Genomic DNA, 17,149 nt, shown 5'->3' on the forward strand with positions numbered 1-17,149 from the left:
AAGCAGGTCAAGATCAAGAGCGACTCGCTTCGCATCGTGGTTACGGTTGAGCGCTACAGAGTTGTGTAGACACCTATGGCTATCGGGGGCCCCCTCCCACATGTTCTCAGGCTTCGATGCCCAGCATGTCCCGCGCCAGGGCCTCGGCAATCCGAATGCCATCGACGCCCGCCGACAGGATGCCCCCGGCATAACCCGCGCCTTCACCGGCCGGGAACAAGCCTTTCACGTTCAGGCTCTGCATCGATTCATTGCGGGTAATGCGCAGCGGCGATGAGGTGCGGGTCTCGATACCGGTCAAGACCGCGTCGTGCAGCGAGTAGCCTTTGATCTGCTTCTCGAATGCCGGCAAGGCTTCGCGGATGGCTTCGATGGCGAAGTCCGGCAGGGCCAGGGCCAAGTCACCCAGGGATACCCCCGGCTTGTAGGACGGTTCCACGCTGCCGATAGCCGTGGATGGCTTGCCTGCGATGAAATCGCCGACCAGCTGCGCCGGGGCCTCGTAATTGCTGCCGCCGAGCACGTAGGCATGGGACTCCAGGCGCTCCTGCAGTTCGATACCGGCGAGCGGTCCGCCCGGGTAGTCCACTTCGGGTGTGATGCCGACCACGATGCCTGAGTTGGCGTTGCGCTCATTACGCGAATATTGGCTCATGCCGTTGGTCACGACACGATTGGGCTCCGACGTCGCTGCCACCACGGTGCCGCCGGGGCACATGCAGAAGCTGTAGACCGAGCGACCGTTTTTGGCGTGGTGCACCAATTTGTAGTCGGCGGCACCGAGTTTCGGGTGCCCGGCGTATTTGCCCAGGCGTGCGGCGTCGATCAACGATTGCGGGTGCTCGATCCGGAAGCCCACCGAGAACGGCTTGGCCTCCATGTACACGCCACGGCTGTGAAGCATGCGGAAGGTGTCGCGGGCACTGTGGCCCAGGGCAAGGATCACGTGCCTGGAGAGGATGTGCTCGCCGCCATCGATGACCACGCCATTCAACTGGCCATCTTCGATCAGTACGTCGGTGACCCGCTGTTCGAAGCGTACTTCACCGCCCAGGGCGATGATCTGCTGGCGCATGTTTTCCACCACGCCGGTCAGGCGGAACGTGCCGATATGCGGTTTGCTGACATACAGAATCTCTTCCGGCGCACCGGCCTTGACGAACTCGTGCAGCACCTTGCGCCCGTGGAATTTCGGGTCCTTGATCTGGCTGTACAACTTGCCGTCGGAGAAGGTCCCGGCGCCGCCTTCGCCGAACTGCACGTTGGACTCGGGGTTGAGCACGCTTTTGCGCCACAGGCCCCAGGTGTCCTTGGTGCGTTGGCGCACTTCCTTGCCACGCTCGAGGATGATCGGCTTGAAACCCATCTGTGCCAGCAGCAGCCCGGCGAAGATTCCGCAGGGGCCGAAACCGACCACCACCGGCCGTTCGACCAGGCCTTGCGGTGCCTTGCCCACCACGTGGTAGCTGACATCCGGCGCCGGATTGACGTTGCGATCATCGGCAAACTTGAGCAGCAGGGCGGCTTCGTTCTTCACATTGAGGTCGACGGTGTAGATGAAGCACAGCTCCGAGGACTTCTTGCGGGCATCATAGCTGCGCTTGAACAGGGTGAAATCGAGCAGGTCATCACTGGCGATGCCCAGGCGCTGCACGATGGCATGCCGCAGGTCCTCTTCGGGATGGTCGATGGGCAGCTTGAGTTCGGTGATTCGTAACATGACAGGATCCGGTAGGCGGCGGGCAACAAGGCCGGCTGTTTTGCAAACCGGCGATTATAAGCCCCAATAGGGTTTTTCCGTCAGGTTAAAACAGTGCGGGTGACGATCAGTCGTCCCGCGAGCCGCCAAATGCCGCGCAACCACGCTGTACCTGGCCGTTGACACGCAGCTCGGCGCTCATGTGTTGCAGGCTGCCGCTCACGCTGTCGACGCAGCGCTGCGGGGCGACCCACAATTCGATGTGCTGGTGATTGGCGTCGGTCATCAGGTTGAAGCGCCCATCGCCCAGTTGCTCTTCGACATAAGGCACCGCCAGAGGCGGCTGGCCTTCGCGCTCCAGCACCATGCCCTTGGCCGTGACGCTCATCGCCCAGGCCGGCTTATGGCCGTTTGCCCGCAGGATCATGCGTTTGAAGTCCGGGTCGTTGCAGGCCGATGTCGAGCGCTCGACACGGTACAGCTGTTGCAGGTCCACCGAGCCCTGGGTGCCGCTGGCGACGCCGGAAAACTTGCCACGCAAGTCGGCGAACAACGTGCCTTGCTGACCGGCCAGGGAGGCGGCTTCCTGCAGGATGCTGGTGCCGGCGGTATCGCTGACCACGTAGTTGCGCTGGTCCTGGCAGGGCTGGAACAACAGCTTGCCGTCAACCGCCGTCAGTTCGCCCTGCATGCGGGTCAGTCCGACAGTGGACAGCTTGGCCGGCTCGCTGTCGAACATCTGGCAAGCGGCGAACAAAGGGAACAGGGCGAGCAGGGTAAGGGTCGAGGCGGCACGCATTTTCGGTCTCCAGACAAGTGCCGTCACGTTACGCAGGCTCGCGCCGCATCACAAGCCCGCAGCCCAGCTTCAGGCGATTCTTACAAACCTGAAACTTAGCCCACGATAAACGTCTGACCGGTCTGCAAGCCCTCGACACTTTTTGCGTAGGCTAAAGCCACTTCGGCGCCGGCCACCGGTTTGAACCCACGGAAATAGGGTGCGTAGCTGCCCATGGCCTCCACCAGTACCGTCGGGCTCACGCTATTGATACGCAGCCCCCGGGGCAGTTCGATGGCCGCTGCCTTGACGAAGGCGTCCAGTGCGCCGTTGACCAGTGCCGCCGACGCGCCGGTGCGAATCGGATCACGGTTCAGAATGCCGCTGGTGAAGGTAAACGACGCGCCGTCATTGGCGAACTCCCGGCCGATCAACAACAGGTTGACCTGGCCCATCAGCTTGTCACGCAAGCCCAGTTCGAAGTCGGTTGCGCTCATCTCGCCCAACGCCACGAAGTTCACACTGCCTGCCGCGCAGATCAGCGCGTCGAACGTGCCGGTCTGCTCGAACAGCTTGCGTATCGAGGCGCTGTCGCTGATATCGACCTGGAAGTCGCCGCTGTTGCGGCCGATGGCGATCACGTCGTGACGCTGCGCCAGCTCTGCCTTAACCGCCGAACCGATCGTGCCGCCGGCACCAATCAAAAGGATTTTCATCGTGCTGTTTCTCCGGGAGTGAGATGAAGGTTAAGTCTAGAGTGGCTTTTTCCGTGGATAAACGCGCTAATGGGCAACCGTTGGTTTTCAATTGGAAACAATCGATGAGCGAAATGGACGATCTGGCGGCTTTCGCCGTATTGATCGAAGCCGGCAGTTTCACCCTGGCGGCCGAGCAACTGGGCTGCAGCAAGGGGCAATTGTCCAAGCGGATCAGCCAGTTGGAGGCGCAGTTCGGCGTGGTGTTGTTGCATCGCACCACGCGCAAGCTGAGCCTTACCGCCGCGGGTGCGGCGCTGCTGCCCCAGGCACAGGCGCTGGTGGTGCAGGTGGAACGTGCGCGTCAGGCCTTGGCGCGGCTCAAGGATGACTTGGCCGGTCCAGTGCGTATGACGGTTCCGGTTTCCCTGGGAGAGACGTTCTTCGATGGCTTGTTGCTGGAGTTTTCCAGGCAGTATCCGCAGGTGCAGATCGAACTGGAACTGAACAACAGCTATCGAGACCTGGCACGGGACGGGTTCGATCTGGGCGTGCGCTCGGGGGCCATCGAGAACGAGCGCCTGGTGGTCAAGCCGCTTTTGGCCTGGCACGAGATGACCTGCGCCAGCCCGGCCTACCTGCAACAGCACGGCGAACCGCTGCGCCCGGCGGACCTGGCGGGCCACACCTGTCTGCTCAACAGCCACTACAGCGGCCGCGAAGAATGGCTGTATCACCAGCAGCATGAGCTGTTGCGTGTGCGGGTGAGCGGCACCTTCGCGTCCAACCACTACAACCTGTTGAAGAAGGCCGCATTGGTGGGCGCTGGTATCGCGCGGCTGCCGTCGTACCTGCTGCCGACGGAACTGGCCGAGGGCCGATTATGCGCGCTGTTGCGTGACTATCAGACGCGCAGCCAGCCGATGTACCTGGTGCATCCCTACCAAGGTGGCCTGCCGCGACGCACCCAGGTGTTGGCCGACTACCTGGTGGACTGGTTCAAGCGCAGCGGTGCAACCCTGGATCGCCTTCAGCGGTAGCGCCGAGCGATCCAGTGGTCGATGGACAACCGGCCCGGGCCCTTGGCCACCAACAGTAATAACAGCGCAATCCAGGTGCCATGGGTGGGGTAGGCGTCTGGATAGACGAACAACTGAATGGTCAGGGTCATGCCAATCAAGGCCAGGGCCGAGAATCGCGTGGCCAACCCCAGCAGGATCAGTACCGGGAAGAAGTGCTCGGCAAAGGCTGCCAGGTGCGCGGCGACTTCGGGGGACAACAGTGGGACGTGGTATTCGCTGCGAAACAAGGGCAAGGTCGAGGCGGCAAGCCGGGGTTCACCCAGTTCGAAGGTGCCGCTGATCAGGTCGATGGCAAAGCCTTCAACCTTGGTTTGCCCGGACTTCCAGAACACCGCCGCAATGGAGAAGCGTGCGATAAAGGCGATCAGGCTGTAGGGGATTTTTTCGAAAAGGGCGATGGCCTGGGTCAGCAGGCCAGCAGCGGAACGGTTCATGGCGATACCTTTTATTCGAGGTGCAGATGAGTGATGGCGTCATGGCTGATCAACAGCGTCAGGCATTGATGCAGGTCGAATTCGGATGAGGCCTGCAAGGCGTGCTCCACTGCCATTTCCAGCCCCGTGCCTTGGTTCAGGCAGTTGATAAAGCTCACCGAACCGCTGTCGATGGCGAACGTCTTGACCGCTAACCCCTGGCGCAACACCACTGCATTTTGCGCAGGCCAGGGGCTGAAACCGGTGACATCGCTGTCATTCTGGTGAGCGGCCCATATCGCCACCACCGCATAGGGAGAGCGCAAGGTGGCGAGCGATGGATGCAATTGCAGGCTCAACTGCCCCAGGTTTTCTTGACCCTGCAGGTGTTGAAGAATGTGCTGCTGGCACAGCGTCGGCGTGTCGGCTGCGTGATAGGCACGTATCCGCAGGCGCTCCAGCCGTGCGATATCCGCCAGGTAGGGCACGCTGTCGGCCGGTTCGAATGCCTGGATAAAATCGGCGAGTCTGCTGCCGTACTCGTTGATCAACGGGCTGGTAGGCGGGTTAGCCTGTACGAAAAGGCTGGCCATGGCGCGGAAGAATTCATCGCCCACCAGTTGCAATGTCACCGGGTAACTGGCTGCCAGCGCATTGATCAACGAGCCCTGGACATTGTTGCGGTACACCGCAAAGCGGCTGGCGGGGTCGGCGCCGTTGCTGCTGAACAGGCCATCCGGGCAGCTACCGTGTGCCGCGAGCAGCGCATCGGCGAACGCGCTCTGAACACTCATGACATCACCTGCGCCAGGCAACGTTCGGCTTGCCGTGCCTCGGCGTGCAGCACACTGAAGGCCGGCACCTGGTTATCACGCTCGATCAGTGTGGCCACCGGCCCCGTGCGTGTGAGCACCTGTTCGTAGAGCCGCCACACCGCATCGTCGATCGGCGCACCGTGATCATCGATGAGCAGTCGTTCGCCCAGGCTGTCGGAATCTTCGGCAAAGCCGGCCAGATGTATCTCGCCGACGGCATGCAACGGTAGTGCATCGATGTAGGTCAGCGGGTCACGCTGATGATTGATGCACGACACGTAGACGTTATTGACGTCCAGCAGCAACCCGCAGCCGGTGCGCCGGACGATTTCGCTGATGAAGTCGGTTTCGTCCAGGGTGGAGCGCTGAAACTGCACGTAAGTTGAAGGATTCTCCAGCAGCATCGGCCGCTTGAGCGTGCTTTGCAGCTGGTCTATGTGCGCGCATACCCGAGCCAGGGTTTGCGCATCGTAGGCCAGGGGCAGCAGGTCATTGAGAAATACCGGGCCGTGGCTGGACCAGGCCAGGTGTTCGGAAAACGAGTGGGGTTGATAGCGATCAATCAGCCTGACCAGTCGCGCCAGGTGCTCAGGGTCGAGTGGACCTTCGCCGCCGATGGAGAGCCCCACGCCGTGCAACGACAGCGGGTAGCCTTCGCGAATCAACCCCAGGTAGTGGTGAAAGGGGCCGCCGGCAACCATGTAGTTTTCGGCATGCACTTCAAAGAAACCAATGTCGGGTGAAGTTCCGAGCACCTCAGTGAAGTGCTCGTTCTTCAGTCCCAGTCCGGCCCGACGCGGCAGGCCGGGTACCTGAGCCTGGGAGACGGCTTGCAGGGATGAAAGGGTCATCATCAGTACTCAGGTTACGCGGGGTTTCAGGACTTTGCGGTGAAGGCTGCTTCCTGGCCGAAACCGGTCGGCGAGGTGGTGCTTGGGGTCTTGAGGCAGGTACCGGCTGGGACCAGTTTCCAGGCGTTGGCCTGGTCCTTGGTTTTGGACGTGCCGGCGCAGGAAGTGCCGGCGCCGGCGGCGCAGTCGTTCTTGCCGGCTTCGGCGACACCGAAGCATTTCTGCATGTCGTCGGCGGCATGGGCGGTGGTGGTCAGGCCGGACAGGCTCAGGGCTGAACCAAGGGCAAGGACGAGGGTAGCGGCGGACAGTTTGGTGGTCATGGTGTGTCTCCAGCAGCGGGTTGAGGTGGCAGGCTTGATTGCTTGCTCACACCACTAGAGACGGTACGGAGAAATTCGTTACAACGGCGTAGGAGAAATCTTTTTAAATCGTCAATAAAAAAGGAGTCGGTTTCCCGGCTCCTTTCATGGTCGTTACACTGCGAAGTCATCAACCGCCCAGATAGGCTTCACGCACCTTCGGATCCGTCAGCAATTGCTCGCCCGTGCCCTGCATCACCACCCGGCCGTTCTCCAGTACATAGGCGCGGTCGGCGATTTTCAGGGCCTGGTTGGCGTTCTGCTCCACCAAAAACACCGTCACGCCGTCCTTGCGCAGTTGTTCGATGATGTCGAAGATCTGCTGGATGATGATCGGTGCCAGGCCCAAAGATGGCTCGTCCAGCAGCAACAGCTTGGGCTTGCTCATCAACGCGCGGCCGATGGCGAGCATTTGCTGCTCGCCGCCGGACATGGTGCCGCCGCGCTGGCTGAAGCGTTCCTTGAGACGGGGGAACAGGTGCAGCACCTTGTCCATCTGCTCCTGGTAGTCGCCCTTGTCGGTAAAGAACCCGCCCATGGCCAGGTTTTCCTCCACGGTCAGGCGCGAGAACACGCGACGGCCTTCCGGTACCACCGCAATGCTCTTGCGCATGATCTGCGACGACTGCTGGCCCACCAGCTCTTCACCCATGTAGCGGATGCTGCCGCTGTGAGCCTGGGGCGAGCCGCACAGGGTCATCAGCAGGGTGGACTTGCCGGCACCGTTGGCGCCGATCAGGGTCACGATCTCTCCCTGGCGCACTTCCACGTTGACGCTGTGCAGGGCCTGGATCTTGCCGTAGAAAGTGGAAACGTTTTCGAATTGCAGCATTTTACGCTTCCCCCAGATAGGCTTTGATCACTTCGGGATTGTCGCGGATCTGCTCCGGCGTCCCGTCGGCCAGCGGCGTGCCCTGGTTGATCACCACGATATGGTCGGAAATGCTCATGACCAGTTTCATGTCGTGTTCGATCAACAGCACGGTGGCGTTGTTTTCCTCACGCAACACGCCGATCAGCGCCTTGAGGTCTTCGGTTTCCTTGGGGTTCAGGCCGGCCGCCGGTTCGTCGAGCATCAGGATCCGCGGGCGGGTCATCATGCAGCGGGCGATTTCCAGGCGGCGTTGCTGGCCGTAGGCGAGGGTGCCGGCCGGACGGTTGGCGAACTCGGTGAGATTGACCTTGTCCAGCCAGTATTCCGCGTACTCCATGGCCTCGCGCTCGCTCTTGCGGAACGCCGGGGTCTTGAACAGGCCTGCGAAGAAGTTGGTGTTCAGGTGACGGTGCTGGGCGATCAGCAGGTTCTCGACCGCCGTCATGTCCTTGAACAAACGCACGTTCTGGAAGGTTCGCACCACACCCTTGCGGGCGATTTCGTGACCGGCCAGGCCCTGGATCGGCTGACCGTCCAGCAGGATATTGCCGCCGCTCGGCTTGTAGAAACCGGTGAGGCAGTTGAACACCGTGGTCTTGCCGGCGCCGTTCGGGCCGATCAGCGCCACAACCTGTTTCTCCTTGACGGTCAGGGCAACGCCATTGACCGCCAGCAAGCCGCCGAAGCGCATGCTCAGATTTTCGACTTTCAGGATCTCGCGGCTCATTTGCGCAGCTCCATGTGTGGACGTTGCATGGGCAGCAGGCCTTGAGGGCGCCAGATCATCATCAGCACCATGAGTGCACCGAACATCAACATGCGGTATTCACTGAAGTCGCGCATCAGTTCCGGGAGCAGCGTCATTACCACGGCAGCCAGAATAACGCCCAGTTGTGAACCCATTCCGCCCAATACGACAATCGCCAGAATGATCGCCGACTCGAGGAAGGTAAACGACTCAGGTGTAACCAGCCCCTGACGGGCAGCAAAGAAGCTGCCGGCAAAACCGGCGAATGTCGCCCCGAGGGTAAATGCCGAGAGTTTGATCACTGTCGGGTTCATGCCCAAAGCACGGCAGGCGATCTCGTCTTCACGTAATGCCTCCCAGGCTCGGCCGATCGGCATGCGCAGTAAGCGATTGATCACGAACAAGGTCGCAAGCACCAGCAACAGCGCAATCAGATAGAGGAACACTATCTTGTCAGATCCGCTGTAAACCAAACCGAAGTACTCATGAAACGTTTGTCCGCCATCAGGCGCAGTTTTATCGAGCGGAAGACCGAAAAACGTTGGCTTGGGAATGTTGCTTATGCCGTTCGGCCCACCGGTGAGGTCAGTCAGGTTGCGAAGAAACAGACGAATTATTTCCCCGAAGCCGAGCGTCACGATTGCCAGGTAGTCGCCGCGCAGTCGCAACACTGGGAAACCCAGAAGGAAACCGAAGGTGGCAGCCATCATTCCGGCAATTGGCAGGCAGATCCAGAAGCCCCAGCCGAGGTAGTGCGACAGCAGTGCGTAGGTGTAAGCGCCAACAGCGTAAAAGCCTACGTAACCCAGGTCGAGCAAACCCGCCAGACCCACCACAATGTTCAACCCCAGCCCAAGCATCACGTAAATCAGGATCAAGATACCGATATCCACCGCACCTCGAGAGCCAAAAAATGGCCATACGAGGGCGGCGGCGATCAGGGCGATGATGATGTAACGCTGTGTACGCGGGAGGGTCAGGAATTGGCTGACCTTGGGTGAAACCAACGGACCACGATTGCGTTTGAATAACCCACCCAGCTGGTGGGTAAACAGTACCCGCAAAAACATCAGAACCGAACACACCGCGATGATGCTCAACGTCAGCGGCCCGGTGCCATGCACCTCCAGGTTGATCCCGACAATGCTCAGCTTGAGGCCGAGTACCGGAAAGGCCACGGCCCATACCAGCAAGGCGCTGAAAAACGCCGATTTAAGATATCTGCTCATACTTTCTCAACCTCCGGACGGCCCAGGATGCCGGTCGGACGGAACAACAACACCAGAACCAACAAGCCGAATGCCACGACGTCCTTGTACTGGTCACCGAAGATATCGGCGCCGAAGGCTTCGGCCACGCCCAGCACCAGCCCGCCGAGCATGGCGCCCGGGATGCTGCCGATGCCGCCCAGTACCGCCGCGGTAAAGGCCTTGAGGCCCACCAGGAAGCCGGCGTTGGGGTTGATCACGCCGTATTGCATGCTCAGCAACACGGCCGCGACGGCTGCAAGTGCGGCGCCGATCACGAAGGTCAGGGCGATGATGTTGTTGGTGTTGATGCCCAGCAGGTTGGCCATCTTGATGTCTTCGGCGCAGGCCCGGCAGGCGCGCCCCAGACGGGAGCGGGAAATGAACAGCGTGAGGCCGAGCATGGCCACCAGGGTGACGATGAAGACCAGGATCTGCATGTAGGAGATCAGCACTTCTTCCGCACCACCGGGACCGAAGGAAATGCTCCCCGGAATCAGGTTGGGAATCGACTTGTCCTTGGAGTCCTGGGACAGCAATACGGTGTTCTGCAGGAAAATCGACATGCCGATGGCGGAAATCAGCGGGATCAACCGGTTGCTGCCACGCAGGGGGCGGTAGGCAACACGCTCGATACTGTAGCCATAGGCACTGGTCACGACGATCGATGCCAGGAACGCAGCGGTCATCAACAGCGGCAGGGAGTGGATACCCATCATGGCCAGCCCGGCAAGGGCGATGAAGGCCACGTAGGAACCAATCATGTACACCTCGCCATGGGCGAAGTTAATCATTCCAATGATGCCGTAAACCATTGTGTAGCCAATGGCTATCAAGGCATAGGTGCTGCCAATGGTCAGGCCATTAACCAGCTGTTGGAAAAAATGATAGATCTCAGGCATTACAGCGCTCCTAAAAACCCGATACGCATTTCACTGGTGGAGTCATGTTCCGGCCCTGCGCTGTGTTCTGTGAGCACATTTGCACAAAGCGTTTGCCAGCGAACCGCTGGTGACGGTTTTAAGATTTTCAGGTGAGCCAGCGCCCGGATCGCGGGTGACAGGCCCATAAACCTCGTAAAACAAAGCCCACTGCTCTCACAGTGGGCTTGTTGGACCAGTAACGCCTGGCTTACTGAGGGGAAACTTCGGTTTTTGGTTTGCCGAAGTGCCATTCATAGACCACGAACTTGAAGTCCTTCAGGTCGCCCTTGGCGTCGAAGCTCAGTTCGCCGGTAGGGGTCTTGAAGGTACCGGCGTGGATGGCTTCGGCCACCTTGGCGGTGTCTTCGCTCTTGGCGGCCTTGATGCCGCCGGCGATCACTTCGATGGCCGAGTAGGCCGGGAACACGAACGGACCGGTCGGGTCCTGCTTGTTCTTGGCAAACTCTTCAACGATGGCTTTGTTGGCAGGGTCGGTGTCGAAGGATTTCGGCAGGGTCACCAGCAGGCCTTCGGAAGCGCCTTGGGCGATTTGCGAGATGGAGTCGTTGCCGACGCCTTCAGGGCCCATGAACTTGGCGTTCAGGCCTTTTTCCTTGGCTTGGCGCAGGATCAGGCCCAGCTCAGGGTGGTAGCCGCCGTAGTAGACGAAGTCGACGTTGGCTTGCTTGAGTTTCTGGATGATCGAGGAGAAGTCCTTGTCACCGGCGTTCAGGCCTTCGAAGACGGCAACTTTGACGCCTTTTTCTTCAAGGGTTTTCTTCACGGCGCTGGCGATGCCTTCACCGTATTGCTGCTTGTCGTGCAGTACGGCAACGATTTTCGGCTTCACGTGGTCGGCGATGTAGTTGCCGGCCGCCGGGCCTTGTGCGCTGTCCAGGCCGATGGTGCGGAAGATCAGCTTGTAGCCACGGGCGGTGATTTCCGGGCTGGTGGCTGCCGGGGTAATCATGATGACGCCTTCGTCTTCATAGATATCCGACGCGGGCTGAGTGGAGCTGGAGCAGAGGTGACCGACCACGAACTTGACGCCGTCATTGACCACTTTGTTGGCGACGGCAACGGCCTGTTTCGGATCGCAGGCGTCATCGTATTCCTTGGCTTCAAGCATTTTGCCGTCTACGCCGCCCTTGGCGTTGATGTCGGCGATGGCCTGCTTGGCACCCATGAATTGCATGTCGCCGTATTGCGTTACGGGACCGGTCTTGGGACCCGCGATACCGATCTTGATGGTATCGGCTGCGAACGAATGGCCGGCAACCCCAGCCAGGACCATAGCGGCAAACAGTTTGGAAATCTGCTTAGTAGCCTTATTCATAGTGCTCCACTCTTACTGTTGTATTTTTTATAGTTCTAGCGGCCTTGTGAGCTGCAGAACCGGATCAGATATCGCGGATATCCCCCCGGCATTGCCCTGGCAACTGTACCGGTACAGTGTAGAGCGCCGGTTGATCGCTTGAAAAGCTGGCTGTCGGGGGCAAAACCGGGTTGTGTCGCTTAAATGAAAGAAAAAGACAGAATTGCGCCGGGGTTATACCAGCCTTTCAAGCATTCCCTGGCTTTTCCGACGCTTTCAATCGCTACCTCATTTGCTACTGGGTTTTTCTGACTGAGCCACGACGCTATGATTGCGCCGATTTTTTACTCAGGTGAACTCCCATGACGCAAGAACCTAGCACCCTCTATGCCAAGCTGCTCGGTGAAACCGCCGAAATTTCCTGGAAGGAGCTCGAACCGTTCTTTGCCAAGGGTGCCCTATTGTGGGTCGATGCCGGGCTGGATTTGATCGAAGCGGCCGAGGCGATGGCGGAAGACAATCGCGATAAAGTCGCTGCCTGGCTGGCTGCGGGGAGCGTTGGCGAAGTGTCTGCGACGCGGGCGTTGGACCTGGTCGAGCGTGACCCGGGCCTGTGGGCGGTGGTGGTCTCGCCGTGGATTTTGATCCAGGAAAGGGCGGCATAAGAAAGTCGTGATCAAAAAGGGTGCACTGCTCGCGCTTGGGCAAGTGTGTAGCGGAGTAACCGCTTGGCCAGTGATGGCACCTTGCCGTAGAGAAAGGTCACAGCCTGACGGTGACGTTAACGTCACGGGAACAGTTGGGGAGCCGGGGTAAGTGCCGGGAAATTGTTTCAAGGTATTGGGCGTGGCCGCTTCAGCGAATGGGCCTCACCGTGGAAGGCGGGCTCACGCGCGCCGGTGCAGGTGCCTTGGGCGAAGCCGCGTCTTTATTGGCGGCTGCGCTGAACGTGTGCAGCGGGTTGCGTATCTGCATGCCCTGCATGACGCCGATGATTTCGCTGAAGGCCACCGCCGGGCTCAGCAGATAACCCTGAATGAAATCGCAGCCATGCTGCAGCAACAGTTCGAATTGCGCCTGGGTTTCCACCCCTTCGGTCACCACTTCCAGATGCAGCGTATGGGCCATGCCGATAATCGCCTGGACGATTTCGCTGTCGGCGGTGGACTTGGGAACATCCTGGATAAACGAGCGGTCGATCTTCAAGGTGGTGAGGGGCAGGCGCTTGAGATAGGCCAGCGATGAATAGCCAGTGCCGAAGTCATCGATGGCCAGGGACACGCCCAGGGCGCGGATCTGCCGCAACAAGGCCAGGGTGCTGCTGATATTGCCCATCAACGCGTTTTCGGTGACTTCCAGCTCCAGGCGATTGGCGGCAATGCTGGCAAAGCGCAGGGCGGCTTCGATTTCGTCCGCCAGTTCATCCCGGGCCAGGTTCAGGGCCGAGCAGTTCACGGACATGGTCAGCTCGGTGTAGCCGCGATCAGACAGCAGGCTCAGGTCATGACAGGCCTGGCGCAAGACCCAGTGGTCCAGTTCGGCAATCAGCCCGTTGCTCTCGGCAATCCCGATAAACCGGTCCGGCGCCAGCAGGCCGTGTTGCGGATGCTGCCAGCGCACCAGGGCCTCCAGGCGCGTGACCTTGCCGAGCTTCATGTCGAAGATCGGCTGATAGAACAGCACCAGCTCGTTACGCGTGCGCAGGGCGGCGCGCAGTTCTTCTTCCAGTTGCAGCTCCAGGAAGGCGCGGGTTTTGAGGTTGGAACTGAAGAAGTGCAGGCTGTTGCGCCCGGCGTCCTTGGATTGGTAAAGCGCAAGGTCAGCGGTTTTCAGCAGTTCTTCACAGGTCTGGCCATCGTCGGGAAACAGGCTGATGCCGATGCTGGTGGTCATGACCATGCGCCGGCCGGCCAGCTCGATGGGTTCTTTCATCTTTTGCATGATGCGCTGGGCCATGTGCCGCGCTTCGTCGCGATGATGGATGTTGATCAGGATGCAGAACTCATCCCCGCCAAAGCGCGCCACCACGTCGGCATGGCTGCGCACCGAGCTTTTGATATGGCTGGCCAGCACGGTGAGCAGTTGATCGCCGGCATCGTGCCCGAGGCTGTCGTTGATACGCTTGAAATGGTCAATGTCGAGGAAGATCACCGCCATCATGCCGTTGGAGGCGGTTTTTTCAGCGACCTTTTCCGCAAAGATCTGGTTGAAGCCGCGCCGGTTGAGCAAGCTGGTCAGCGCGTCGTAATGGGCGACCTGCTGCAATGAGGCCCGAGCCTGGTCCAGTTCGCTGAGCAGCGCGTTGACCCGGCGCAGATCGCGTTCCTTGTGCTGCAGTTTTTTGTCCGCCAGGGCGGCGCTGATGCTGCTGCCGATCACCAGCAAGGTAATCACCGCCACCGACAGGCCCAGTTGCATGGGGTTGTTGTCCACCGGCAGTGACAGATTCACGCCGTTGGGTACCAGCAATTGCATGGCCGCCATGCCGGTGAAATGCATGCTCAGGATACCGGCGCCCAGCACCAGGCTGGCGGCGTATTTGAGCAGTTGGTGAAACACGCCGGCACCGTTGCGCAGGTAGCTCGACAGCAACAACGCCGCCAGGCTCGCGCCGATGGCAATCGCCACCGACGCCATGAACAGCCCGGATTCGAAGTACACCTGGGCCTGTGAGCGCATGGACGACATGCCGACGTAGTGCATCAGCGCGATGCCCAGTCCCATCCACACTGAGGCCAGCACGTACTGGTGCAAGCGCAGGCGCGCGTGACTGAGGGTCTGCATGGCGAACAGCGAAGCGATCAGAGCGATGACCAGCGAGACGAAGGTCATGAGCAATTCGTAATGAATGGCGATGGGCGCCTGGAATGCCAGCATGCTGATGAAATGCGTCGACCAGATACCGCCCGCCAGGCAACCCGCGCCCAACCAACGCCAGCGGCGGCGGGCGGTGGGGTCTTCCACATGGCCGACGCGTTCGGCCATATCCAGCGTGCCGAAGCCCGCCGCGCAGGCGACCAGATAAGCCAGCAGCACCAGAAAGGGGTTATGACTGCAATTGAGTAATAAGTGCCCGTTGTCTGGAAGCTCGGTGAAAAAGTGCAGCCCCAGCCATTCCATAGCGTGTCCCGTCATAGCGTCCCGTCACTGCCTCAGGCGGTGACCTATGAGATCGAGTATAGAAGCCTCGCGGGATTTGCCATGAATAATGGCACTTTGATTCAATTCTTTTTGCATGGCGCCCATAGCGTTTGATGCTAAGCGCTGATGGGCAGATCCAGTTCGAAAGGTCGTTCCTGGAGGGGCGCCAGACCGAAAGCGGCGCGGGCGGTATCGCAGTCGACGTTGTGCACGCCCTGGCTCCACGAGGCGTCGAATTCGCGGCAGGGGCTTGAGCGCTGTTCATAGATGGAACAGCGCGTGCCTTTGCCCACTTCACCCTCGAGGCTGCAGCAGCGTGCGGGCTTCTGGTCGGTGCCGATCATTGCCACGCGGGTGGGGTTTATCTGCACCACCAGGTCATCGGGCACCGTACCGCCCGATGAGGCGCATTCGCCCCAGAAGAAAGACACGCGAAAGTGTGAACAGCAGGCACCGCAATTCAGACACGGACTGGCTTCGGACATGGGCGTCATCGATTAAGAGTAGGGAAGGGGAACTGCGGGAAGGCTCGCCATTCTATCTGGGCCGTGGCCGTTGGGAAGGGGGGCGCACAGATATATTTTCGTAGGGAAAGTCCCGTAATTTCGGGGATATCACGCCCTATCAGCTTTACGAATCATTACAGACAAGCGCCGCCGGCCTGACTATGTTGCAGCTACTGAGCAGGATGCAGTGGGCATCGCAGCTCTCATAACAATAAAGAGACGGACCCATGCAGAACTCGACCCAAGCGGCGAATGCCTGGCGCATTCTGTTCCTGCTGTTCCTCGCCAACCTGTTCAACTTCTTTGACCGCACCATTCCCGCGATCATCATCGAGCCGATCCGCATGGAGTGGCATCTGAGCGACTTCCAGCTCGGCATCATCGGCACCTCTTTCACCATCGTTTATGCCATCGCCGGACTGCCGCTGGGGCGCTTGGCCGACACGGGGTCGCGCAGCAAACTGATGGGCTGGGGCCTGTTTGCCTGGAGCGGGCTGACGGCGGTCAATGGCCTGGTCGGCAGTTTCTGGAGCTTCCTGCTGGTGCGCATGGGCATCGGCATCGGGGAAGCCAGCTATGCCCCCGCCGCCAATTCGTTGATCGGCGATCTGTTTCCCGCCCACCGCCGCGCGCGTGCCATGGGGATCTTCATGCTCGGCCTGCCGTTGGGCTTGTTGCTGGCATTCTTCACCATCGGCGCGATGGTCAAGGCGTTCGACAGCTGGCGCGCGCCGTTCTTTATTGCCGCCGTGCCGGGGCTGATCCTCGCGGTTTTCATGTTCTACATCAAGGAGCCCAAACGCGGCGCGGCGGAATCGGTGCAAGTGTCCCAGGAACGGGTCGACCGTCCGATCCGCCGTGTGCTGGCGGTGCCGACTTTCCTGTGGCTGGTGCTGGCCGGGCTGTGCTTCAACTTCGCCACCTACGCGTGCAACTCATTCCTGGTGCCGATGCTGCAACGCTACTTCCTGATGCCTTTGCAGGAGGCGGCGGTGGCCACCGGTGTGATCGTCGGCCTGACCGGTCTGGTGGGCCTGACCCTGGGGGGCTGGATTGCCGACAAGATCCACCAGCGGGTCGCCAATGGCCGGCTGCTGTTCGCCGCGTGCAGCCTGATCATCTCCACGGTCACCACCGCCTGGGCTTTGCATGCCGGGCGTATTGAGATCGGGGTGTTCGTCTTGCTGTTCAGCGTGGGCTGGCTGTTTGCGTACAACTTCTATACCTGCGTGTACACGGCGATTCAGGACGTGGTTGAACCGCGTCTGCGGGCCACGGCGATGGCGTTGTTCTTTGCCGGTTTGTATCTGCTGGGTGGGGGGATGGGGCCGATTGTGGTGGGCGGGTTGTCTGATCATTTTGCGCATGCGGCGATGTACGCGGCGGGGGCTGAGCAGATGACCGAGGCTTATAAGGCGGTGGGGTTGCATGACGCCATGTATCTGATCCCGGTGGCGTTGTTTCTGACTATGCTGTTTTTGTTTCAGGCTTCGCGCAGTTTTGTGCGTGATGCCAGGCGGATGAAGGAAGGGTTGAGTGCGGTGCAGGTGCCGGCTGCTGCGGCGACTGCTTGAGACCGAGGTGAGGCTATCGGGCTCCCCCCACATTTTGATTTGTGAACACAGTCAAGTGTGGGAGGGGCGGTGCGACGATTCGACTTGCCCCCGATGGCGGCCTCTGGGCCGACCAGGATGTTGGAT

17 protein-coding genes are annotated in these 17,149 nt (G+C 60.2%); 3 read left to right on the forward strand and 14 right to left on the reverse strand.

Translation table 11 applies throughout. The features are described from left to right. Positions 1-106 precede the first annotated feature (106 nt). The 3 genes from BFP90_RS13720 to BFP90_RS13730 all read right to left on the reverse strand — a co-directional run bounded on the left by BFP90_RS13720 (position 107) and on the right by BFP90_RS13730 (position 3,193). Positions 107-1,720 (reverse strand): NAD(P)/FAD-dependent oxidoreductase, encoded by a 1,614-nt coding sequence (locus tag BFP90_RS13720; RefSeq protein WP_065897012.1) that lies wholly within the window; start codon positions 1,718-1,720, stop codon positions 107-109. A 106-nt stretch (positions 1,721-1,826) separates the two neighbouring features. Then, entirely contained in the window at positions 1,827-2,498 is a 672-nt protein-coding gene (locus BFP90_RS13725) for a COG3650 family protein (RefSeq protein ID WP_065886135.1), read from the reverse strand. Between the two features lie 95 nt (positions 2,499-2,593). Continuing rightward, a complete protein-coding gene (locus tag BFP90_RS13730) occupies positions 2,594-3,193 on the reverse strand; it encodes a short chain dehydrogenase (RefSeq protein ID WP_065886136.1) in 600 nt (199 codons plus the stop codon). A 104-nt stretch (positions 3,194-3,297) separates the two neighbouring features. Between BFP90_RS13730 and BFP90_RS13735 the strand changes: the two genes are divergently transcribed. Further along, a complete protein-coding gene (locus BFP90_RS13735) occupies positions 3,298-4,212 on the forward strand; it encodes a LysR family transcriptional regulator (protein WP_065893405.1) in 915 nt (304 codons plus the stop codon). On the opposite strand, the gene BFP90_RS13740 is transcribed toward BFP90_RS13735, so the two are convergent. The 9 genes from BFP90_RS13740 to BFP90_RS13780 all read right to left on the reverse strand — a co-directional run bounded on the left by BFP90_RS13740 (position 4,203) and on the right by BFP90_RS13780 (position 11,823). Continuing rightward, a complete protein-coding gene (locus tag BFP90_RS13740) occupies positions 4,203-4,688 on the reverse strand; it encodes a DoxX family protein (protein ID WP_065893406.1) in 486 nt (161 codons plus the stop codon). The two genes, BFP90_RS13735 and BFP90_RS13740, sit on opposite strands and share 10 nt — an antisense overlap. An 11-nt stretch (positions 4,689-4,699) precedes the next feature. Continuing rightward, the gene (locus BFP90_RS13745; protein ID WP_065897013.1) at positions 4,700-5,461 is read right to left on the reverse strand and encodes an HvfC/BufC N-terminal domain-containing protein; all 762 of its coding nucleotides are present in this window, start codon (positions 5,459-5,461) and stop codon (positions 4,700-4,702) included. Next, positions 5,458-6,336: an MNIO family bufferin maturase gene (locus BFP90_RS13750; protein ID WP_065897014.1), complete on the reverse strand. Its 879-nt coding sequence runs from the start codon at positions 6,334-6,336 to the stop codon at positions 5,458-5,460. Before BFP90_RS13750 ends, BFP90_RS13745 begins: the two co-directional genes overlap by 4 nt. Positions 6,337-6,359: 23 nt before the next feature. Then, on the reverse strand, positions 6,360-6,656 hold the full coding sequence (locus BFP90_RS13755) for a BufA1 family periplasmic bufferin-type metallophore (protein WP_065893409.1): 297 nt from the start codon (positions 6,654-6,656) through the stop codon (positions 6,360-6,362). A gap of 169 nt (positions 6,657-6,825) precedes the next feature. Further along, positions 6,826-7,527, reverse strand: a complete 702-nt coding sequence (locus BFP90_RS13760; RefSeq protein WP_010212366.1) for an ABC transporter ATP-binding protein — start codon at positions 7,525-7,527, stop codon at positions 6,826-6,828. Position 7,528: 1 nt separating this feature from the next. Beyond that, on the reverse strand, positions 7,529-8,296 hold the full coding sequence (gene livG, locus BFP90_RS13765) for a high-affinity branched-chain amino acid ABC transporter ATP-binding protein LivG (protein ID WP_065893410.1): 768 nt from the start codon (positions 8,294-8,296) through the stop codon (positions 7,529-7,531). After that, complete coding sequence (locus BFP90_RS13770; protein ID WP_065886144.1) at positions 8,293-9,546, reverse strand: high-affinity branched-chain amino acid ABC transporter permease LivM; 1,254 nt, start codon at positions 9,544-9,546, stop codon at positions 8,293-8,295. Before BFP90_RS13770 ends, livG begins: the two co-directional genes overlap by 4 nt. Beyond that, positions 9,543-10,466, reverse strand: a complete 924-nt coding sequence (gene livH, locus BFP90_RS13775; RefSeq protein ID WP_065886145.1) for a high-affinity branched-chain amino acid ABC transporter permease LivH — start codon at positions 10,464-10,466, stop codon at positions 9,543-9,545. Before livH ends, BFP90_RS13770 begins: the two co-directional genes overlap by 4 nt. A gap of 229 nt (positions 10,467-10,695) precedes the next feature. Continuing rightward, positions 10,696-11,823, reverse strand: coding sequence for a branched-chain amino acid ABC transporter substrate-binding protein (locus BFP90_RS13780; RefSeq protein WP_065886146.1), 1,128 nt, complete (start codon positions 11,821-11,823; stop codon positions 10,696-10,698). Positions 11,824-12,164: 341 nt separating this feature from the next. Between BFP90_RS13780 and BFP90_RS13785 the strand changes: the two genes are divergently transcribed. Next, the gene (locus BFP90_RS13785) at positions 12,165-12,467 is read left to right on the forward strand and encodes a DUF2288 domain-containing protein (protein WP_065886147.1); all 303 of its coding nucleotides are present in this window, start codon (positions 12,165-12,167) and stop codon (positions 12,465-12,467) included. A gap of 190 nt (positions 12,468-12,657) precedes the next feature. Here BFP90_RS13785 and BFP90_RS13790 read toward each other — a convergent pair whose 3' ends face one another. Continuing rightward, positions 12,658-14,922: a putative bifunctional diguanylate cyclase/phosphodiesterase gene (locus BFP90_RS13790; protein WP_065886148.1), complete on the reverse strand. Its 2,265-nt coding sequence runs from the start codon at positions 14,920-14,922 to the stop codon at positions 12,658-12,660. A gap of 137 nt (positions 14,923-15,059) precedes the next feature. Continuing rightward, the gene (locus BFP90_RS13795) at positions 15,060-15,428 is read right to left on the reverse strand and encodes a YkgJ family cysteine cluster protein (protein ID WP_065886149.1); all 369 of its coding nucleotides are present in this window, start codon (positions 15,426-15,428) and stop codon (positions 15,060-15,062) included. A 248-nt stretch (positions 15,429-15,676) separates the two neighbouring features. Between BFP90_RS13795 and BFP90_RS13800 the strand changes: the two genes are divergently transcribed. After that, positions 15,677-17,023 carry a spinster family MFS transporter gene (locus BFP90_RS13800; RefSeq protein WP_065897015.1) on the forward strand — a complete coding sequence of 449 codons (1,347 nt, stop codon included), beginning with the start codon at positions 15,677-15,679 and terminating at the stop codon, positions 17,021-17,023. Positions 17,024-17,149: the final 126 nt, after the last annotated feature.

The sequence above is a fragment of the Pseudomonas sp. 24 E 13 genome, from assembly GCF_900004715.1.
Lineage (GTDB): Bacteria > Pseudomonadota > Gammaproteobacteria > Pseudomonadales > Pseudomonadaceae > Aquipseudomonas > Aquipseudomonas orientalis_A.

Coding starts and splice junctions, on each gene's coding strand:
- livG (WP_065893410.1), bottom strand. CDS start 8,296: ATGAGCCGCGAGATCCTGAAAGTCGAAAATCTGAGCATGCGCTTCGGC.
- BFP90_RS13800 (WP_065897015.1), top strand. CDS start 15,677: ATGCAGAACTCGACCCAAGCGGCGAATGCCTGGCGCATTCTGTTCCTG.
- BFP90_RS13785 (WP_065886147.1), top strand. CDS start 12,165: ATGACGCAAGAACCTAGCACCCTCTATGCCAAGCTGCTCGGTGAAACC.
- BFP90_RS13730 (WP_065886136.1), bottom strand. CDS start 3,193: ATGAAAATCCTTTTGATTGGTGCCGGCGGCACGATCGGTTCGGCGGTT.
- BFP90_RS13760 (WP_010212366.1), bottom strand. CDS start 7,527: ATGCTGCAATTCGAAAACGTTTCCACTTTCTACGGCAAGATCCAGGCC.
- BFP90_RS13745 (WP_065897013.1), bottom strand. CDS start 5,461: ATGAGTGTTCAGAGCGCGTTCGCCGATGCGCTGCTCGCGGCACACGGT.
- BFP90_RS13755 (WP_065893409.1), bottom strand. CDS start 6,656: ATGACCACCAAACTGTCCGCCGCTACCCTCGTCCTTGCCCTTGGTTCA.
- BFP90_RS13720 (WP_065897012.1), bottom strand. CDS start 1,720: ATGTTACGAATCACCGAACTCAAGCTGCCCATCGACCATCCCGAAGAG.
- BFP90_RS13790 (WP_065886148.1), bottom strand. CDS start 14,922: ATGGAATGGCTGGGGCTGCACTTTTTCACCGAGCTTCCAGACAACGGG.
- BFP90_RS13740 (WP_065893406.1), bottom strand. CDS start 4,688: ATGAACCGTTCCGCTGCTGGCCTGCTGACCCAGGCCATCGCCCTTTTC.
- BFP90_RS13780 (WP_065886146.1), bottom strand. CDS start 11,823: ATGAATAAGGCTACTAAGCAGATTTCCAAACTGTTTGCCGCTATGGTC.
- BFP90_RS13735 (WP_065893405.1), top strand. CDS start 3,298: ATGAGCGAAATGGACGATCTGGCGGCTTTCGCCGTATTGATCGAAGCC.
- BFP90_RS13795 (WP_065886149.1), bottom strand. CDS start 15,428: ATGTCCGAAGCCAGTCCGTGTCTGAATTGCGGTGCCTGCTGTTCACAC.
- BFP90_RS13725 (WP_065886135.1), bottom strand. CDS start 2,498: ATGCGTGCCGCCTCGACCCTTACCCTGCTCGCCCTGTTCCCTTTGTTC.
- BFP90_RS13770 (WP_065886144.1), bottom strand. CDS start 9,546: ATGAGCAGATATCTTAAATCGGCGTTTTTCAGCGCCTTGCTGGTATGG.
- livH (WP_065886145.1), bottom strand. CDS start 10,466: ATGCCTGAGATCTATCATTTTTTCCAACAGCTGGTTAATGGCCTGACC.
- BFP90_RS13750 (WP_065897014.1), bottom strand. CDS start 6,336: ATGATGACCCTTTCATCCCTGCAAGCCGTCTCCCAGGCTCAGGTACCC.